This window comes from Geodermatophilus sp. SYSU D00742 (assembly GCF_054049935.1).
In genome coordinates, this window is the sequence record NZ_JBJGYJ010000009.1 from 85,831 (window position 1) to 103,701 (window position 17,871).

Below are 17,871 nucleotides of genomic sequence, written 5' to 3' on the forward strand. Positions count from 1 at the left end.
GGGCCGGGCCGGTTATGAAGAGGCGGGCCCCGGCCGGCCCTCGCCACTCTCGGGGGCGGGTGAGGACGGCCGGGGCTCCCCGGCCGGCGTGGTCGCGTACGTCGAGCGGGAGGCACGGAACACCCAGAACGACGGCACGACGAGCGCGACGACCACCATGGCGACGACGACCACGATGCCGCCGGAGACCATCGCGGCGCTGACCCCGGCCGCGCTGGCGATCGCCCCGGCGCGCAGGTCGCCCAGGCGCGGCCCACCGGCGACGACGACGAGGAAGACCCCCTGCATGCGGCCGCGCATCTCCTCCGGGGCGGCCAGCTGGAGCATCGACGAGCGCAGCACGGCGCTGACCATGTCCCCGGCGCCCGCGACCGCGAGGCACAGCACGGCCAGCCACAGCGACGGGGCGAGGCCGAAGCCGATGATCGCCACGCCCCAGACGACGATCGCCCCCAGCACCACCGCACCCTGCCGGTCCACCCGCGACACCCAGCCGGACGTGAGCCCCATGAGCAGCGCGCCGATGGAGACGCCGGCGAACAGCCAGCCCAGGCTGTTGGGCGAGTCGGCGTAGCGGCCCTCCGACAACTCCGGGAACACCGCCTGCGGCCACGCGAAGCACATCGCGATGACGTCGACGACGAAGGTCATGAGCAGCACCGGCTGCGTGCGCAGGAAGGCGAACCCCTCCCCCACGCCCCGGACGGCCGCGCCCAGCCGCAGCGGCCCGGCCACCCGCCCGGGCGGCAGCGGGGGCAGGCCGCGCAGCAGCAGGACGGCGACGACGAACCCGAGCGCGTCGACGGCGTAGGTGATGAACAGGTCGCCGACGGCGATGAGGACGCCGGCCAGCAGCGGGCCGACGATGACCCCGACCTGGCGGACCGTCATCGCCAGGGCGTTGGCCGCCGGCACCCCCTCCGCCCCGACGATCGCGGGGATGACCGCGCTGCGGGTGGGCTGGTTGACCGCGCTGAACCCGGAGACGCACGCGGTGAGCAGCCACAGCAGCCACAGGTTGCCGCCGCCGGGCAGCAGCGCCTGGGCGGCGAGCAACGCGCTGGTCACCGCCGAACCGACGCCGGTGACGAGCATCAGCCGGCGGCGGTCCATCGAGTCGGCGATGGCACCCCCGAGCAGCCCGAACACGATGAGCGGGACCAGCGCGACGATCGACGTGACGCCGACCAGCAGCGAGGAGCCGGTGAGCGCGTAGACCTGGTAGGGGACGGCCACCAGCGTCATCTGCTGGCCGAGCATCGTCGCCGCGACGCCCCAGAACAGCCGCCGGTAGTCGGGGTTGCGCAGCGGCGTCGTGTCGATGGCCCAGGCGCGGCGGGGCGCCGGTGGGGGGACCGGGACCGGCTCCTCGACCGGACCTCCGCCCTCGACGGGGTCGACGGGTGACGTCATGCGCGCTCCTCCCGGGGGCGGGAGCGGCCACTGCTGCCCCCGGCGGCGGTCGGGGCGGTCACGGGGCCAGCCGCTGGACGATCCAGCCGCCGCCCTCCTCGTCGTCCCGGACGAAGCGCAGCCGGTCGTGCAGGCGGTCGGTGCCGCCCTGCCAGAACTCCACGCGGTCGGGGACGACCCGGTAGCCGCCCCACACCGCCGGCCGCGGGACCCTGCCGTCGGGGGTCTGCTCGTCCAGGCGGCGCAGCCGCTCGACCAGCTCCTCGCGGGAGTCGACGACGGTGGACTGCACCGACGCGGCGGCGGCCAGCTGGGCTCCCCGCGGGCGGGGGTCCCACAGGTCGTCGGAGGCCCGGGCCCCGATCCGCTCCACCCGGCCGTTGACCCGCACCTGGCGCTGCAGCGCGTGCCAGGGGAAGACCAGCGCCGCACGCGGGTTGACCGCCAGCTGGGCGCCCTTGGTCGAGGCGTAGCTGGTGCCGAAGACGAAGCCGTACTCGTCGTAGCCCTTCACCAGGACGATCCGCGCGTCCGGCGCGCCGTCGGCGTCCGCCGTCGCCACCACGACGGCGTTGGGCTCGGGGAGCTCGGCGGCCACCGCGTCGGCGAACCAGCGGTCGAACTGCTCGACCCACGTGGGGGCGAGGTCGGACTCCCGGAGACCCCGGGTCTCGTAGTCCCTGCGCATGCGGGAGAGGTCGGGCACGACTCCATGCTGTCACCGGCGATGCGGACCGGCGCGCACGGCAGCGGGCCCGCGCCCCCGCCGTGCTCGGCGTGTCGGCACCGCCTAGGGTCGCAGGCGCAGTCGTGCGCCATCACCGATGCGCGCACGTGTCCCGCGCGCAGAGGAGCATGCGAGATGGCCGACGACTTCGTACCCGGCCTCGAGGGCATCATCGCCTTCGAGACGGAGATCGCCGAACCGGACAAGGACGGCGGCGCACTCCGGTACCGCGGGGTCGACATCGAGGACCTCGTCGGCAAGGTCACCTTCGGCAACGTCTGGGCGCTGCTGGTCGACGGGAAGTTCGGCCCCGGCCTGCCGCCGGCCGAGCCGTTCCCGATCCCCGTGCACAGCGGTGACGTGCGGGTCGACGTGCAAGCGGCACTGGCGATGCTGGCCCCGTTCTGGGGCTACCGCCCGCTGCTGGACATCAGCGCCGAGGAGGCCCGCGACCAGCTGGCCCGGGCCGCGGTCATGGCGCTGTCCTACGTCGCGCAGTCCGCCCGCGGCATCGGCATCCCGGCCGTGCCGCAGAAGCGCGTCGACGAGGCCTCGACCATCGTCGAGCGGTTCATGGTCCGCTGGCGCGGCGAGCCCGACCCGCGCCACGTCGCCGCCGTCGACGCCTACTGGACGTCGGCCGCCGAGCACGGCATGAACGCCTCCACCTTCACCGCCCGCGTCATCGCCTCCACCGGCGCCGACGTCGCCGCGGCCCTCTCCGGCGCGATCGGGGCCATGTCCGGGCCCCTGCACGGCGGGGCGCCGTCCCGCGTGCTGCACATGCTCGACGGCGTGGAGAAGGAGGGGGACGCGGAGAAGTACGTCAAGGACCTGCTCGACCGCGGCGAGCGGCTGATGGGCTTCGGCCACCGCGTCTACCGCGCCGAGGACCCGCGCGCCCGCGTGCTGCGCCGGGCCGCCGAGGAGCTGGGCGCGCCGCGGTTCGAGGCCGCGCGGGCGCTGGAGCAGGCGGCGCTGCAGGAGCTGCGGGAGCGCCGTCCCGACCGGCCGATCGAGACCAACGTGGAGTTCTGGGCGGCGATCGTCCTGGACTTCGCCGAGGTGCCCAGCCACATGTTCACCTCGATGTTCACCTGCGCCCGCACCGCCGGCTGGTGCGCGCACATCCTCGAGCAGAAGAAGACCGGCCGGCTGGTGCGTCCCTCGGCCCGCTACATCGGTCCGGCCCCGCGCAGGCCCGAGGAGGTCGACGGCTGGGAGACGATCCGGACCAAGGCCGTCAACGAGCCCGCGCCGGCCTGAGAGAGGGCCCCCGCCCCGCCGTTCCCGGCGGGCAGGGGGCCGGGAGCCGGGACGGGGCCGCTCTGCTCCTCCGCGCCGGCTCCAGCCCCGACCCTGATCTGAGAGGCAGTCCCCCCGGATGAGCATCACCATCCCCGCCGACCTCCTGCCCGCCGACGGCCGCTTCGGCTGCGGCCCGTCGAAGGTGCGCCCCGAGGCGCTCGAGGCGCTCGCCGCCAGCGGCGCCTCGTTGATGGGGACCTCCCACCGCCAGGCCCCGGTCAAGGGCCTGGTCCGTCAGGTACGCGAGGGCCTGACCCAGCTGTTCGACCTGCCGGACGGCTACGAGGTCGTGCTCGGCAACGGGGGGACGACGGCGTTCTGGGACGCCGCGATCATCGGGCTGATCCGCGAGCGCAGTGCGCACGGCACCTACGGGGAGTTCTCCGGCAAGTTCGCCTCCGGGGTGGCCGAGGCGCCGTTCCTCGCCGACCCCGTGGTGGCCCGGGCCGAGCCGGGGTCGCTGGCCCTGCCGACGGCGACCGACGGCGTCGACGCCTACGCGTGGGCGCACAACGAGACCTCCACCGGCGTCATGGCACCGGTGCAGCGGCCGCACGGCACCGACGACGCCCTGGTGCTCATCGACGCGACCAGCGCCGCCGGCGGCCTCCCGGTCGACGTCTCGCAGACCGACGTCTACTACTTCGCGCCGCAGAAGAACCTCGGTGGGGACGGCGGGCTGTGGATCGCCCTCATGTCCGGTGACGCGCTGGAGCGGGTCGCCGAGATCAAGTCCTCGGGCCGCTGGATCCCCGGGTTCCTGGACCTGTCGATCGCCGTCGACAACTCCGGCAAGGACCAGACCTACAACACCCCGGCGGTCGCCACGCTGTTCCTGCTGGCCGACCAGATCCGCTGGCTGCTGTCGCTGGGCGGGCTCTCCGGCGCGGTGGCCCGCACCCAGGACTCCTCCCGCCGGCTGTACGGGTGGGCCGAGCAGTCGCAGTTCGCGACGCCGTTCGTCACCGACCCCGACCACCGCTCCTACGTGGTCGGGACGATCGACTTCGACGAGTCCGTCGACGCCGCGGCGGTGGCCACGGTGCTGCGGGCCAACGGCGTGGTCGACGTCGAGCCCTACCGGAAACTGGGCCGCAACCAGCTGCGGGTGGGCATGTTCCCGGCCGTCGACCCCGACGACGTCAGCGCGCTGACCGCCTGCATCGACTTCGTCGTCGAGAAGCTCTAGCCGGACCCCCTCGCCGGGCACCACGGTGCGCGGTCGACCGGTGACGGCCCGGCGGGACGGGGCCCGTCGGATCCGCCACGCCGGGCGAGCCTGCCGAGCCCGTCCCCCGCACGCGGATAGCCTCGGGAGCCAGGCTGTCTCCGCCGAGCCGGCCCGCCCGTCCACGCAGTCCCCAGGAGGTCGCCATGCGCACGCTGCGCCTCGTGGCGCTCTCCGACGACGGCACGAGCCTCGTGCTGGCGTTGGACGGCACCGAGCCGGGCGAGGAGGGCGAGCGGTTCGAGCTGCCGATCGACGAGCGCGTCCGCGCCGCAGCCCGGGGTGACGCCCGCCGCCTCGGTCAGATCGACGTCGAGATCGGCGCCACGCTCCCGCCCCGGGTGATCCAGGCCCGCATCCGCGCCGGCGAGACGCCCGAGCAGGTGGCGCAGGCCTCGGGCATCCGGGTGGAGCGGATCATGCGCTTCGCCCACCCGGTCCTGCAGGAGCGCGAGCGGGTGGCCGAGCAGGCCCGCGACGCCCGCGTCCGCCTCTCCGACGGCACCCCCGCCGTCCCGCTGCAGCAGTTCATGTCCGAGCGGCTGCGGTTGCTGGGAGCCGACCTCGACGCCGTCCGCTGGGACGCCTTCCGGTCCTCCGACGGCACCTGGCAGGTCACCGCCGCCTGGCAGGCCGGCGCGAAGTCCGGCGTCACGCGCTGGGCCTACGACATCCCGGGGCGCACCGTCACCCCGGTCGACGCCGCCACCACCGACTTCGCCGAGGGCACCCGCCTGGTCCGCGTCGTCCCGCACGTGCCCAGCGAGCGGCCCGTCCCCGTGTACCGCGCCCGGCCCGTCGCCGTCGTCCCGGACGACGACGGCGTCGCCGCACCGGCGTCGTCGGAGCGGCTGGCCGGTGACGACCGTCCCGAGGAGGACGAGCACGTCCGCCCGGTCCTGCCCGCCGACGGCTCCCCCGGCGGTGCGCGGCGCACGGACCCGGAGTTCGACGACGACATCGCCGAGCACGACACCGTAGTCCTGGGCCGCCCCGGCGGGGACGGCGACGGCGAGGACGAGGACCCGCGCGCCCGCATCCCCGCGTGGGAGGACATCGTCTTCGGGGTCCGCCGCCACCGCTGACCCCCTACGCTGCCACCGGCGGGAACACCCCTCGCGTGTCCGCCGTTCGTCCGGGGGTAGGAGGTGCCCATGGCAGCGTCGGTGTCCATGCCGCTCGGCGGCGTGCAGGTCGGGTCCTACGACAGCTACGAGCAGGCGCAGGCCGCCGTCGACTACCTGGCGGACGAGAAGTTCCCCGTCGAGAACGTCACGATCATCGGCTCGGACCTCAAGCAGGTCGAGCAGGTGACCGGCCGGCTCACGATGGGCCGGGCGGTCGCCGCCGGTGCCGCCGGCGGCGCCTGGTGGGGCCTGTTCGTGGGCCTGCTGCTGGGCATCTTCGCCGAGGACGGCGCCAACTGGGTCGGCTCGGTGCTCACCGGCCTGCTCATCGGCCTGGTGTTCGGCGCGCTGTTCGGCGCCATGGGGTACGCCGCGACGCGAGGACGGCGCGACTTCACCAGCACCAGCTCGATCATCGCCGGCCGGTACGACGTGATGTGCAACCCGGCCCGCGCCGAGGACGCCCGCGCGCTGCTCGCCCGCTTCTCGCTGCGCGGCTGACCGTCGGCCGGCGCAGGGCCCTCCGCCCCTGTCGCCGGCGCCGCGCGAGCCGCTAGCGTCGCCGCCTCCGTCCGCCCGGGAGGCGACGATGGACGACGTCCGCGCCCAGCAGGTCGACAGCTCGCCCACGTGGGTCGCCCCCGGTCCGGGCACCTGGACGCTGGATCCCAGCCACGTGCCGCGGCCGCTGTGCCGCTTCACCGCCGTCGCAGTCCTGGAGGGCTTCTCGCTCGGCTTCGACGAGGGCCTGGCCCGTTACGGCACCCTGCTGGAGCACTTCGACACGGCCGTCGTGGGCGGGTTCCTCTACCAGCGGTTGCGCCCGGTGGGTGCGCCCCCGGACGCCGCGGGACCGCCACCGGGGCCGGTGTTCCGGCAACTCCTCGAGGAACACCCGGTGCTGCGCGAGCGCGTCGCCACAGCGGAGGCGGTCCTCTCCGAGCGCCGATGGCGAGAGGCGCTCCGGGAGTGGGACGAGGAGGTCAAGCCGGCACTGCAGGGCGTCCACCGGGCGCTGACCGCGGTGGATCTCGGCGTCCTGGACGACGCCGGTCTGGCCGACCACGTCGATCGGTGTGCGCAGGCCCTCGTCGAGGGCTGGAAGCAACACCACCGCTACACCGTCCCCGCCCTGCTGCCCGTCGCGGACCTCGTCGTCCACAGGATGCGGTGGACCGGGCTGCCACCCGCCGACGTGCTGGCCTGCCTCGCCGGCGCGAGCCCGGTCACCGAGGGGGCACCCGACCAGTTGGCCGCCCTGGTGGCCGCGCTGCGCGAGGACCCCGCGGCCGCGGCGCTGGTCGTCGACCGGACGGCCGAGCCGGACGCGGCGCTCAGCGCGCTGCTGCGCAGCCCCGGCCCGGTCGGCGAGCGGGCCGGGGCCTACCTCACGGCCCTGGCGGCCCTGCCGGTCGACGGGGAGGACTCCGTCGCCGAACCGGGGTCGCTCGAGGCCCCGGGCCTGGTGCTCGGACGCATCCGCGGCGCGCTCTCGCCGGACCGCCCGCGCGACGACGTCGGGGCTGCCGAGGTGGAGGCCCGGGTGCGGGCGGCTGTCCCGCCGGAACACCGGGCCGCCTTCGACGACCTGCTCGCCGAGGCCCGCCTGGTCTACCGGCTGCGCGACGAACGCGCCGTCCACGGGGACCGGCGGATGGGCAGCGCGGCACGCACCGCGCTGCTGGAGGCCGGTCGGCGGCTGGCCGACCGCGGCCTCCTCGACGACCCCGAGGACGCCGTCGACCTCGATGCCGGTGAAGTCCGGTCGCTGCTGGTCGAGGGCCGCGGCCCCGGCCGGGAGGAGGTCGCCGCGCGGGTCCACCGGCGGCGGACCGCCGACTACCGGGACATGCCACCGTTCCTCGGCACGCCACCGGGCGAGCCGGTGCCGGCGTCCTGGCTGCCGCCCGCGGCGGCCCGGATCCACGAGGCGGTCGGCTTCGCCGTGGCAGCCGTGCTGCGCGACGCCGCCCGCCCGCCGGAGGGCCGGGTGCTGCACGGGCTGGGCGTCAGTTCCGGCAGCTATGAGGGCACCGCGCGGGTGGTGTCCGGCGCCGGGGAGCTGTCCCGCATCCAGGCCGGTGACGTGCTCGTCGCCTCGTCCACCGGTCCGGCGTTCAACCTGGTGCTCCCCCGTCTCGGGGCCATCGTGACCGACCGCGGCGGACTGCTCTCGCACGCCGCGATCGTGGCCCGGGAGTTCGGCGTCCCCGCGGTCGTGGGCTGTTCCGAGGCCACGCAGGTGGTGCCCGACGGAGCCCGCGTGCGCGTCGAGGGCGCCACCGGCACCGTCACGGTGCTGTGACGGCCGGGCCCGTGCCGCTGGCGGCGGTCGAGGACGAGGGCACCTACGGCGGCAAGGCGGTGGCACTGGGGCGGGCGCTGCGCAGCGGCCTGCCCGTCCCACCCGGGACGGCGCTGCCGGTCGACCTCGTCGCGACCGTGGCCGCCGGGGACCGGGAGGCCGCTGCTGCCGTCCGGGACGCCGCTGCGCAGCTGGGCGGGCCGCTGGCCGTCCGCTCGTCGGCGGTGGGTGAGGACGGCGGGACGTCCAGCTACGCCGGCCAGCACCTGTCGGTCCTCAACGTCGGCACCGCGGACGTCGTCGACGCCGTCGTGCGGGTGGCGGCGTCGGCCTGCGCCGAACCGGCGCTGGCCTACCGTCGCGCCCGCGGCGACCGTTCCCCGCCGCGCTGCGCGGTGGTCCTGCAGCGGCTCGTGCCGGCCGTCGCGGCCGGGGTGCTGTTCTCGCACGATCCCGTGACCGGCGCCGACCAGCTGGTCGTGGAGGCCAGCTGGTCGCTCGGCGAGGCGGTGGTCGGGGGCATGGTGGTCCCGGACCTGTTCCGTCTGGACCGCGACGGCCGGTTGCTGGACCGGGTCGTCGGCCGCAAGGACCGCGCGGTCGTCCCCCGGCCCGGTGGTGGGACGGCGACCGTCGACGTCGAACCCCAGCGCGCCCGGCAGCCCTGCCTGCACCAGGCGGAGCTGACCGTGCTGGCCGACCTGGCGCACCGCTGCGACGAGCTGTTCGGGGGGCCCTCCGACGTGGAGTGGGCCTGGGGGGCCGCCGGCGTGGCGCTGCTGCAGCGCCGGCCGATCACCACCGGCTGACCGGGGATGGCCGCGGGCACTGGACCGGCCGCCCGCGTCCGCGCGGAGGAGCGACCGGTCGTGGCCGCCGCGTGCCTGGCCACCACGCTGGTCCCCCTGGGCTCGACCTCCGTGGCGGTCGCGCTGCCGCGGATCGGTGCGGCCCTGAGCACGGGCGTCGCCGGGGTGGTGGCCCTGGTGACCGCCTACCTCGTCGTCACCGCGGCCTGCCAGACCATCGCCGGCGCTCTGGGCGACCGGTGGGGCCGCCGGCGCTGCGCGCTCCTCGGCACCGCAGGGTTCGGGTTGTGCACCGCACTGGCCACCGCCGTTCCGGCGCTCCCCGCGGTGGGGGTGATGCGCTGCGGACAGGCGGCATGCGGAGCGCTGGCGCTGGTGAACGCTGCGGCGACCGTGCGGGCGACGGTCCCCGCCGCACGCCGGGGCCGGGCGTTCGGCGCGGTGGGCGCGAGTGCGACCGCAGCCGCCGCCGCCGGGCCGGTTCTCGGCGCCCTCGCCGTGCACGTGGCCGGCTGGCGCGGCGCGTTCCTCGTCACGCTGCCGGTGGTGGTGCTCGGCGTCGCCGCGGTCCGGCGCTGGTTCCCGCCCGACCCGGACGGCCCGGTCGCGCGGGGACGGCCGGTGGCGGCGCGGTTCGACGTCCCCGGGGCCCTGCTGTTGCTCGCCGTCCTCGGGGGTGGCGCCGCCCTCCTGAGCGAGTTCCGGCGGCTCCCGGCCGGCTGGCTGGTGGCCGCGGCGGGCGCGCTCGTCCTGGTCGCCGTCGCGTTCACCCGGCGCGAGCTCCGCCAGCCGGCGCCGGTCCTCGACGTGCGAGTGCTCCGGCTGCGTCCGGTGCTCGCCGCCGGCGCCGCGGTCGCCACCGGCAACCTGGCCCTCTACACCGTCGTCCTCGCCGTCCCGCTCCTGGTGGGCACCGGTCCAGCGGTGCCCCTGCTGCTACCCGCGCTCGCAGGAGCCAGCGTCGCCGCCCTGTTCGGCGGGCGGCTCAGCGACCGCTGGGGACGCCGGCGGCCCGCCGTCCTCGGTGGGGCGATGGTGGCCGTCCCGGCGCTGGCGCTGGTCGCCGTCGACCCGGCGCGGCAGGCGCCGGTGGCGGCTGTGCTGCTCGCGGTGTGCGGCATCGGCCAGGGCATGGCCGCGGCCGCGGTGCAGACGGCGGGGCTGGAGGCGCTGCCGGCCGAGCGTGCCGGCCTGGCGTCGGGCGTGTGGTCCACCTGCCGCTACCTGGGCAGCATCACCGGGACGAGCCTGCTGGCCCTGCTCATGGCCGGCGGAGCGGGCACGGGCGTCTTCTGGCTGACCGCCGTCGGGGGTGTGCTGTCGGTGGCCGCGGCCGCCGCGCTCCCCGCGGTCCGCCCGGGCTGAGCCGCCCTCAGCGCAGCGTCGCGAACGCCACCGCGGCCGCCGCGGCGACGCCCAGGGAGTCCACGCCCGCCCGCATCGGGATCCGGGCCCGCACCCGCGCGGCCGCCTGCGCCTCCGGCGTGAGCCCCGGGCCCTCCGCACCGAGCAGCACCGCCGTCCGCGGGTGGGCCTTCGGGTCGACCTCGGTCAGGTCGACCGCGTCCGGCGCCGGGGTGAGCGCCACGGTCAGGTAGCCGGCGTCGTGCAGCCGCGCCAGCCCGCCGGGCCAGTCGGGCAGGACGGCGAACGGCAGCGCGAGCACGTGCCCCATCGACACCCGTACCGAGCGCCGGTACAGCGGGTCGGCGCACCGCGGGTCCAGCAGCAGCGCGTCGACGCCGAGGGCCACCGCCGAGCGGGCGATCGAGCCGAGGTTCTCCGCGTCGTTGAGCGCCTCGAGGACCGCCAGCCGCCGCGGCGCCACCGGGTCCGGCCCGGCCAGCAGCGCGTCGACGTCGGCCGGCGGCCGCCGGTCGGCCGAGGCGAGCACGCCCCGGGTCAGCCGGAACCCGATGACCTCCGAGAGCACCCACTTGTCCGCCTCGTAGGCGGGCACGCCCTCGGGCAGGCCGAGTGCGGCCACCCGGCCCGGGACGCCGAACACCGCGCGCACCCGGTACGGCGAGGCCAGCAGCCGCTCGACCGCCGGCACGCCCTCCACGATCACCGTGCCCGTCCCGCGCTCGGTGCCCGGCGGGCGGTCGCCGGCCACGAGGTCCCGGAAGTCGGCGACCCGCTCGTCGTGCGGGTCGGTGATCGTCACGGGCGCGGTGGGCACGACCGCCATCCTCCCAAGCCGCCGGCCCCGCGGTCACGGCGCGGGGACCGCGTGCGGCCGTCCTCGGGTGGTCGCGGCGCCGTGATCGCCGCGGTCAGCGCGGCAGGCGCGCCAGCTGCCGGCTCTGGGCGACCAGCCGGCCGGTGGAGTCCCAGATCCGGTAGTCCTCGTCCAGCCAGCCGCCGGCCACCTCGTTGGCCCGTGCCTCCACCAGGCACCAGCCCGGCGCCGGGAGGGCGCGCACCAGCACCTGCAGCTGCACCGTCGGCGCCCAGCCGAACCGTCCGGTCGCCCAGCTGGTCGGCGGCAGGACGTCGGCGAACAGCAGCAGCGCCAGCGGGTCCGGCTCGCGTCCGTCGGCCAGCCGGACCCAGCCGCGCAGGTACGGCTCGACCCCGGGCCGGCCCATCGCCCAGCCGGCGGTCAACGGGTCCAGCCGGGTGTGCACGCGGGTCCGCAGCCCCACCTCCGGCAGGGGGTGGGTCAGCGTGCCGTCGTCCACCGCGGGCAGGCAGTCGGCCACCGGGGTGGCCTCCGGCGGCGACGACGCCGAGTACAGCGGCTCGTCGTCGGTCAGCGTGGCGGTGGTGACCTGGACGGCCAGCGACGGCCCGTCCCCACCCGCGAGGAGCACCGAGGCGTGCGCGAGCGTGCGGCCGGCCGGCCCCGGGGTCAGCGTCAGCGTGGCCGGACCGGGCGGCGTGGCGCGCAGGAAGCTCGCCGCCAGCGCCACCGGGTGGGCGTGCGGGCTGGCCGTGAGCGCCGCCCGGGCCACGACCGCGAGCAGGTACCCGCCGTTGAGGACGCCCGGCCCGACGTCCCACCCCGGTTCCAGCTCCGCGGCCAGCCCGCCGCCCTCGGTGCTGGTCACGGCGGTGGCGGCGTCGAACACGGAGAGCGTCGGGTCGGTCTGCGGCACGCCCCCGAGACTGCCAGGGTGGGCGCCCATGGAGTACACGCACCTGGGACGCAGCGGCCTGTCGGTCTCCCGCCTGTGCCTCGGCACCATGAACTTCGGCTGGAAGACCGCGGAGGCCGACGCCCACGCGATCATGGACCGCGCGCACGCCGCCGGGGTGAACTTCTTCGACACCGCCAACACCTACGGCTTCGACGCCGGGAAGGGGCGGACCGAGGAGGTCCTCGGCACCTGGTTCGGCCAGGGCGGGCAGCGGCGCGAGAAGACCGTGCTGGCCACCAAGGTGTACGGCTCGATGACCGACTGGCCCAACGACACGTTCCTGTCCGCCCGCAACTTGGTCCGCTCCTGCGAGGCGTCGCTGCGCCGGATGCGGACCGACTGGATCGACCTCTACCAGTTCCACCACGTCGACCTGACCACGCCGTGGGAGGAGATCTGGCAGGCCTGCGAGACCCTCGTCGCCCAGGGCAAGGTGCTCTACGTCGGTTCCTCCAACCACGCCGCCTGGCAGATCGTGGCGGCCAACGAGGCGGCCGCCCGCCGGCACTCCGTCGGACTGGTCAGCGAGCAGTCGCACTACAACCTGCTCACCCGGCACGTGGAGCTCGAGGTGCTCCCGGCGGCACGGCACTACGGCGTCGGCATCATCCCGTGGAGCCCGCTGGCCGGTGGGCTCTTGGCCGGGGTCCTCGCCCGGGAGGGCGGCGACCGCCGCCGCGCCGCCGAGCAGCGGGTCGAGCAGCACCGACCGGCACTGCAGGCCTACGAGGACGCCTGCCGGGAGTGGGGCCTGGCACCGGCGGACGTGGGCGTGGCCTGGTTGCTGCACCAGCCGGCGGTCACCGCACCGATCGTCGGCCCCCGCACGACGGAGCAGTTCGACGGTGCGCTGGGAGCCCTCGACGTTCGCCTGGACGACGCCCAGCTGGCCCGCCTCGACGAGATCTTCCCCGGCTACCGAGCGGCACCCATGGAGTACGCCTGGTGAGAACGGCGCCCAACGTCCTGCGCGGTGTCACCGGCTGACCACACTGCGCGACGCCCCGTCCCCCGGCACCCCAACTCTGGGGGCCGTCCACCCCCGCTCCCGCGTGTGGCCTGCGCGTTCGCCGCCCAGCAGGGTCAACGGCCACGAGAGCTGCCGACGGGTGCGGGCTCTCCTCTGCGCCGGGGGGCGTGCGATGCGCGAGTTCGGGGACGGGTCCGGGGGCGGCTGCCCCTTCAGTGGGGCAGCCGCGCGGGACGACGAGGGGGCGGGCAACCGGCTGTCCCGGCGGTCGGTGCTGGCCGCCGGGCTGGCCGGCCTGGCCGCGGTGCCGGTGATGAGCGGCACGGCGTTCGCGGCACCGGAGCGGCGGGCCGCACCCACGCCGACCCCGGCGCCCACGACGGCACCGCAGGTGACGCGCCGGCCGGCCCGGGCCGCCCGGGCCGCACACGCGGTGGGCAACCCACGCGGCGCCGACATCGCGGTGCGCGTCGGGCGCGACCGGGAGGCGCGCTTCGGCGTCATGTTCAAGCAGCTGCCGGCGTTCAGCCCGCCGGACACCCTGCTCACCGCGCTCGCGGCGAGCATGAACGACGGCAAGCTGCCGCTCAGCGACGTCAAGGACTCCGATGCGGAGTTCGACATCTCGACCATCCCCGCCGGGTACATCTACCTCGGCCAGTTCATCGACCACGACATGACGCTGGACACCACGCCGCTGACCGAGCAGCAGTACGACCCGCGGGGCGTCACCAACTTCGACACGCCCCGCTTCGACCTGGCCAGCGTCTACGGCAAAGGCCCCACCGGCAGCCCGGAGCTCTACGACCCGGCCAGGCCGGGCTACCTGATGGTCAACGACCACGACGGGCTGCACGACCTGCCCCGCGACGACACCGGCGCGGCGTACCTGGGCGACCCGCGCAACGACGAGAACCTCATCGTCGCGCAGCTGCACGCGGTCTTCCTGCGGATGCACAACAGGCTGCGGGACGAGGGCCGGACCTTCGAGCAGGCCCAGCGGGAGCTGCGGTGGAACTACCAGTGGCTGATCGTCAACGACTTCCTGACCCGCATCGTCGGAGGCGAGGTCGTCCGCAGCAAGATCGTCCAGCGGCGCGGCGGTCCCATCGAGTTCACCGGCAAGTTCTACAAGCCCCGCGACCGGCAGCGGCCCTACATGCCGATCGAGTACTCCGGAGCGGCCTACCGCTTCGGGCACAGCATGATCCGCGCGGAGTACGAGGTGCAGGACCAGCGCACCGTCCCGATCTTCGCCCAGGAGGGCTACCAGGACCTGCGCGGCCACCGCCCGGTCCCCGCTGACCTGTGGATCGACTGGAACTACTTCTTCGACATCCCCGGCATGAGCGCGCCGGACGACCGGAACATGGCCCGGAAGATCGACACCCAGCTGTCGCTGCCGCTCACCACGCTGCCGCCCACCGTCGTCGCTCCCACCGCGGGCGCGATCGTCTCGCTGATCGAGCGCAACCTGCTGCGCGGGAAGCGGCTGGGTCTGCCGGCCGGCCAGGACGTCGCCACGGCCATCGGCGCCAAGAAGGTCTACACCAACGCCGAACTCGGTCTCACCGACCCCGGTTGGGGCGGCAAGGCGCCGCTGTGGTTCTACATCCTCAAGGAGTCCGAGCTGCTCGGGGGCAACCGCCTCGGTCCCGTCGGCGCCACGATCGTCGCCGAGGTGATCCTCGGGCTGCTGGCCTGCGACCCCACCTCGTACTTCAACGCCAATCCCACCTACACCCCGAGCGCGGGCCCCTCGATGGGCCACTTCCTGCTGCGTGCCGACGCGATCGACCCGCGGGCGGTCGTGCCGCCGGAGGGCGAGGAGGCAGAGGAGGGCGAGGAGGCAGAGGAGGGCGAGGAGGCCGAGGAGGGCGAGCACGTGGACGAGGAGGAGCTGCTCGAGCCCGAGCCGCTCGAGCCCGACGAGCGGATCGACCCCGACGCCACGACCCCCGTGGAGGGCCCCGTCGTCTGAGCCCGCTCACCCGTCGAGGGGCCAGGCGGCCAGCCGCTCGTACCGCGCCGACGGGCCGAGGTGGCTCTCCAGCAGCTCCACCTCGGTCACCGGCCAGCTCGGTCCGCGGTAGTCGGCCAGCCGGTCGGGCAGGTCGCCGTCCCCCGGGCGCCCGGGTCGCCAGCGCCCGAGGGTGAGGTGCGCCCGGAAGGGCCGGTCCTCGACCGCGAGGCGCAGCCCGCGGGCGGTCCGCGACAGCCGGCCGGCGAGCGCCCCCAGTTCCCGCACGTCGCCCGCCAGGCCGGCCCAGCACACCTGTGGCCGCCGCCGGGAACCGAACCGGCCACCGCCGGCGAGCTGCAGCCGCAGCGCCGGGGTGCCCGCCACCGCCGGGCCGGCCGCGTCGACCAGCGGCGCCACCGCCGCGTCGGGTACCGCGCCGAGGAACAGCAGCGTGAGGTGCCAGCGGCCGGGAGCGGTCCAGCGCGGCGCCCCCGGGGCGTCGCGCAGCGGCGCCAGTGCCCGGTCGAGGTCGTCGCGCGCCGCGGCCGGCGGCGTCACCGCGAAGAACAGCCGCCGCGTGGCCTGGGCGCTCAGTCCGGCACCACCAGGCCGGCGTCGGCCAGCGCCGCGCGCACCCGCAGGCGCTCCACGTCGCGGGACCGCCCGGGTGGGGTGCCGGTGAGGGCGTGCGGCACCTCCAGCAGCTCCGCCGCCTCGATCAGGACGTCGTCGTAGGCGGCCTGCAGTCCGCGCCGGCGGGCCATCGGGGCGCCGGCCGGCACCCGGGCCAGCTGCCGGCCCAGCCGGCGCAGGTCCGCGGCGACGACCTCCAGGGGGCGGTGCACCGGTCGCGGCGGCTCCGGTGCCCGCCGGCGCCGGGACACCGGCAGCCGCGCCGACCCGAACAGGAAGCGGGCCAGCCAGCCGAGACCCGCCACCGCACCCACCACGCCCGCGACGATCGACCCGAGGTACAGCAGCGAGGTGGCCATGTCGCCTCCACGGACGACTCGACGATGACCTGCGTCACGGTACGTCGGGGCGGCGTCCGGCGGCAGCCGGACGGCGGTCAGCTGCCGCTCGCCGTCCGCTGGCCGGGTGCCTGCAGCGCGGCGGCCTCCATGGCGGCGGGCACCTGGGGCGGGGGCACCGTGCGGGGGCTCACGTGCAGCTGCAGCCGCGGTGGGGCGAGGGAGGCCTGCAGCCGGACGCGCCGGCCCCGGGCCAGCCACGCGGCACCGCCGCACCCCGCCAGGACGGCGACCGACCCGCCGAGGACCAGCCCCCAGGGCGCCCCGAGGTGCTCGGAGACCCAGCCGATCAGGGGCGCGCCGAGCGGCGTCCCACCCATGAAGCACATGAAGTACAGCGCCATGACCCGGCCGCGCACCTGCGGGTCGGCGCCGAGCTGGACGAAGCTGTTGTTGGCGACGCTGAACACCAGCCCGGCCGCGCCCGTGGGCACCAGCAGCACCGCGAACGACCAGTACCCCGGCGCCAGCCCGCAGACGATGGTGAGCAGGCCGAAGACGGCCGCGGAGACGACGAGGAACCGCTGCCGCGGGCGGGTGCTGCGCCGGGTGGACAGCAGCGCACCGGACAGCGAGCCGACGGCGAAGCAGGTCGACAGCAGCCCGAACGCCTCGGCCCCGAGGTCGAACACCTCACGGGCCATCAGCGCGATGGTGACCTGGTAGTTGAACGCGAAGGTCCCCAGCACGAACGCCAGGCCCATGGCCAGCCGCAGGTCCGGGTGGGCCCAGGCGTAGGCCAGCCCCTCGCGCAGCTGGCCCCTGGCCCGGGCCACCCGCGGGCTGGGGTGCAGCTCGCCGGCCCGCATGCGCAGCAGCGCCCCGATGGTGAAGGCGAAGCTGGCGGCGTTCACGAAGAACGCCGGTGCGGTGTCGCCCGAGGCGGCCCCGATGAGCAGCCCGGCGACCGACGGGCCGACCAGCCGCGCGCCGTTGAAGATCGTCGAGTTGAGGCTGACCGCGTTGGTCAGCAGCTCCGGCCCCACGAGCTCGGACACGAAGGCCTGTCGCACCGGCGCGTCGATGGCCGACACCGCGCCCAGGGCCCCGGCGAGGACGAACACGTGCCACAGCTCGATGCCGTCGGCGGCCACCAGCAGCCCCAGCACCAGGGCCAGCAGACCCATCAGCGCCTGGGTGACGACGAGCATGCGGCGCTTGGCGTAGCGGTCGGCCAGCACCCCGCCGTACATGCTCAGCACCAGCGTGGGCCCGAACTGCAGTGCGGTGATCAGCCCCAGCGCGATGCCGCTGTCACCGGAGAGCTGCAGGACCAGCCAGTCCTGGCCGATCCGCTGCATCCACGTACCGGTGAGGCTGAGCAGGTTGGCCGACGCGTAGATCCGGTAGTTGCGGACGCGCAACGACCGGAACATCCCCGTGCCGTCCGTGCGACCGCTCACCCACTCGCCAGCTTGCCCATGATCGCCGCCGCCTCGCGCAGGACCGCCCGCTCCTCGGGGGTCAGCTCCTGCAACCGCCCGGACAGCCACGCCTCGCGGGCGCGGGCCTCGACGGTGAGCAACTCCTCCGCGGCCGGGGTGAGGTCGATGACCACCTGTCGGCCGTCGGTGGGGTGCGGGCTGCGGGTGACCAGCCCCATGCCCTCCAGCGCGACGACGACGCGGGTCATCGACGGCGGCTGCACCCGCTCGTGCGCCGCCAGCTCACCCGGGCTCATCGCGCCGTGCTGCTGGAGCGTCGACAGCGCGGCCAGGTGGGTCAGCGTGACCGACTGGTCGACCCGCTGGTTGCGCAGCCGCCGCGAGAACCGCATCACCGCCAGGCGCAGGTCGTGGGCCAGCGCCGCGGTGTCGAGCGTCGTCCGGCCCACTTCCTCAGCCTAG

General features: G+C 75.7%; 17 protein-coding genes. 9 read left to right on the plus strand and 8 right to left on the minus strand.

The window, feature by feature from the left end; genetic code table 11:
* Positions 1-12: 12 nt before the first annotated feature.
* Entirely contained in the window at positions 13-1,413 is a 1,401-nt protein-coding gene (locus tag ACI78V_RS08760) for an MFS transporter (protein ID WP_456850454.1), read from the minus strand.
* A 58-nt stretch (positions 1,414-1,471) separates the two neighbouring features.
* Complete coding sequence (gene pdxH, locus ACI78V_RS08765; protein ID WP_456850455.1) at positions 1,472-2,119, minus strand: pyridoxamine 5'-phosphate oxidase; 648 nt, start codon at positions 2,117-2,119, stop codon at positions 1,472-1,474.
* Between the two features lie 156 nt (positions 2,120-2,275).
* On the opposite strand from pdxH, the gene ACI78V_RS08770 reads away from it, so the two are divergent.
* The 7 genes from ACI78V_RS08770 (at position 2,276) to ACI78V_RS08800 (ending at position 10,282) form a co-directional block, all read left to right on the plus strand.
* The gene (locus ACI78V_RS08770; RefSeq protein ID WP_456850456.1) at positions 2,276-3,406 is read left to right on the plus strand and encodes a citrate synthase 2; all 1,131 of its coding nucleotides are present in this window, start codon (positions 2,276-2,278) and stop codon (positions 3,404-3,406) included.
* Positions 3,407-3,524: 118 nt separating this feature from the next.
* A complete protein-coding gene (serC, locus tag ACI78V_RS08775) occupies positions 3,525-4,637 on the plus strand; it encodes a phosphoserine transaminase (RefSeq protein ID WP_456850457.1) in 1,113 nt (370 codons plus the stop codon).
* Positions 4,638-4,822: 185 nt separating this feature from the next.
* Positions 4,823-5,761: a septation protein SepH gene (sepH, locus tag ACI78V_RS08780; RefSeq protein ID WP_456850458.1), complete on the plus strand. Its 939-nt coding sequence runs from the start codon at positions 4,823-4,825 to the stop codon at positions 5,759-5,761.
* Positions 5,762-5,830: 69 nt separating this feature from the next.
* Positions 5,831-6,304 carry a general stress protein gene (locus ACI78V_RS08785; RefSeq protein ID WP_456850459.1) on the plus strand — a complete coding sequence of 158 codons (474 nt, stop codon included), beginning with the start codon at positions 5,831-5,833 and terminating at the stop codon, positions 6,302-6,304.
* 88 nt (positions 6,305-6,392) lie between these two features.
* Positions 6,393-8,108 (plus strand): PEP-utilizing enzyme, encoded by a 1,716-nt coding sequence (locus tag ACI78V_RS08790; RefSeq protein ID WP_456850460.1) that lies wholly within the window; start codon positions 6,393-6,395, stop codon positions 8,106-8,108.
* Complete coding sequence (locus ACI78V_RS08795) at positions 8,105-8,917, plus strand: PEP/pyruvate-binding domain-containing protein (RefSeq protein ID WP_456850461.1); 813 nt, start codon at positions 8,105-8,107, stop codon at positions 8,915-8,917. The genes ACI78V_RS08790 and ACI78V_RS08795 overlap by 4 nt, the downstream gene beginning before the upstream one ends.
* A 60-nt stretch (positions 8,918-8,977) precedes the next feature.
* The gene (locus tag ACI78V_RS08800) at positions 8,978-10,282 is read left to right on the plus strand and encodes an MFS transporter (protein ID WP_456850462.1); all 1,305 of its coding nucleotides are present in this window, start codon (positions 8,978-8,980) and stop codon (positions 10,280-10,282) included.
* 7 nt (positions 10,283-10,289) lie between these two features.
* On the opposite strand, the gene ACI78V_RS08805 is transcribed toward ACI78V_RS08800, so the two are convergent.
* Together ACI78V_RS08805 and ACI78V_RS08810 are read right to left on the minus strand one after the other, a co-directional pair.
* Positions 10,290-11,099 carry a TrmH family RNA methyltransferase gene (locus ACI78V_RS08805; RefSeq protein ID WP_456850463.1) on the minus strand — a complete coding sequence of 270 codons (810 nt, stop codon included), beginning with the start codon at positions 11,097-11,099 and terminating at the stop codon, positions 10,290-10,292.
* Between the two features lie 94 nt (positions 11,100-11,193).
* On the minus strand, positions 11,194-12,018 hold the full coding sequence (locus tag ACI78V_RS08810; RefSeq protein ID WP_456850464.1) for a thioesterase family protein: 825 nt from the start codon (positions 12,016-12,018) through the stop codon (positions 11,194-11,196).
* 28 nt (positions 12,019-12,046) lie between these two features.
* On the opposite strand from ACI78V_RS08810, the gene ACI78V_RS08815 reads away from it, so the two are divergent.
* A complete protein-coding gene (locus tag ACI78V_RS08815; RefSeq protein ID WP_456850465.1) occupies positions 12,047-13,009 on the plus strand; it encodes an aldo/keto reductase in 963 nt (320 codons plus the stop codon).
* 193 nt (positions 13,010-13,202) lie between these two features.
* Positions 13,203-15,011, plus strand: a complete 1,809-nt coding sequence (locus tag ACI78V_RS08820) for a peroxidase family protein (RefSeq protein WP_456850466.1) — start codon at positions 13,203-13,205, stop codon at positions 15,009-15,011.
* 6 nt (positions 15,012-15,017) lie between these two features.
* Here the strand turns inward: ACI78V_RS08820 and thpR are convergent, their stop codons facing one another.
* From thpR to ACI78V_RS08840, 4 genes are all read right to left on the minus strand, one after another.
* The gene (gene thpR / locus ACI78V_RS08825) at positions 15,018-15,587 is read right to left on the minus strand and encodes an RNA 2',3'-cyclic phosphodiesterase (protein ID WP_456850508.1); all 570 of its coding nucleotides are present in this window, start codon (positions 15,585-15,587) and stop codon (positions 15,018-15,020) included.
* Entirely contained in the window at positions 15,584-15,985 is a 402-nt protein-coding gene (locus tag ACI78V_RS08830) for a hypothetical protein (protein ID WP_456850467.1), read from the minus strand. Before ACI78V_RS08830 ends, thpR begins: the two co-directional genes overlap by 4 nt.
* A 77-nt stretch (positions 15,986-16,062) precedes the next feature.
* Positions 16,063-17,427: an MFS transporter gene (locus tag ACI78V_RS08835; RefSeq protein ID WP_456850468.1), complete on the minus strand. Its 1,365-nt coding sequence runs from the start codon at positions 17,425-17,427 to the stop codon at positions 16,063-16,065.
* Entirely contained in the window at positions 17,424-17,858 is a 435-nt protein-coding gene (locus tag ACI78V_RS08840; protein WP_456850469.1) for a MarR family winged helix-turn-helix transcriptional regulator, read from the minus strand. Before ACI78V_RS08840 ends, ACI78V_RS08835 begins: the two co-directional genes overlap by 4 nt.
* Positions 17,859-17,871: the final 13 nt, after the last annotated feature.

What these genes read in the sequence shown, in the direction of transcription:
- ACI78V_RS08760 (WP_456850454.1), bottom strand. Translation starts at nt 1,413, where the DNA reads ATGACGTCACCCGTCGACCCCGTCGAGGGCGGAGGTCCGGTCGAGGAG.
- ACI78V_RS08815 (WP_456850465.1), top strand. Translation starts at nt 12,047, where the DNA reads ATGGAGTACACGCACCTGGGACGCAGCGGCCTGTCGGTCTCCCGCCTG.
- ACI78V_RS08770 (WP_456850456.1), top strand. Translation starts at nt 2,276, where the DNA reads ATGGCCGACGACTTCGTACCCGGCCTCGAGGGCATCATCGCCTTCGAG.
- serC (WP_456850457.1), top strand. Translation starts at nt 3,525, where the DNA reads ATGAGCATCACCATCCCCGCCGACCTCCTGCCCGCCGACGGCCGCTTC.
- ACI78V_RS08820 (WP_456850466.1), top strand. Translation starts at nt 13,203, where the DNA reads ATGCGCGAGTTCGGGGACGGGTCCGGGGGCGGCTGCCCCTTCAGTGGG.
- ACI78V_RS08785 (WP_456850459.1), top strand. Translation starts at nt 5,831, where the DNA reads ATGGCAGCGTCGGTGTCCATGCCGCTCGGCGGCGTGCAGGTCGGGTCC.
- ACI78V_RS08790 (WP_456850460.1), top strand. Translation starts at nt 6,393, where the DNA reads ATGGACGACGTCCGCGCCCAGCAGGTCGACAGCTCGCCCACGTGGGTC.
- sepH (WP_456850458.1), top strand. Translation starts at nt 4,823, where the DNA reads ATGCGCACGCTGCGCCTCGTGGCGCTCTCCGACGACGGCACGAGCCTC.
- ACI78V_RS08830 (WP_456850467.1), bottom strand. Translation starts at nt 15,985, where the DNA reads ATGGCCACCTCGCTGCTGTACCTCGGGTCGATCGTCGCGGGCGTGGTG.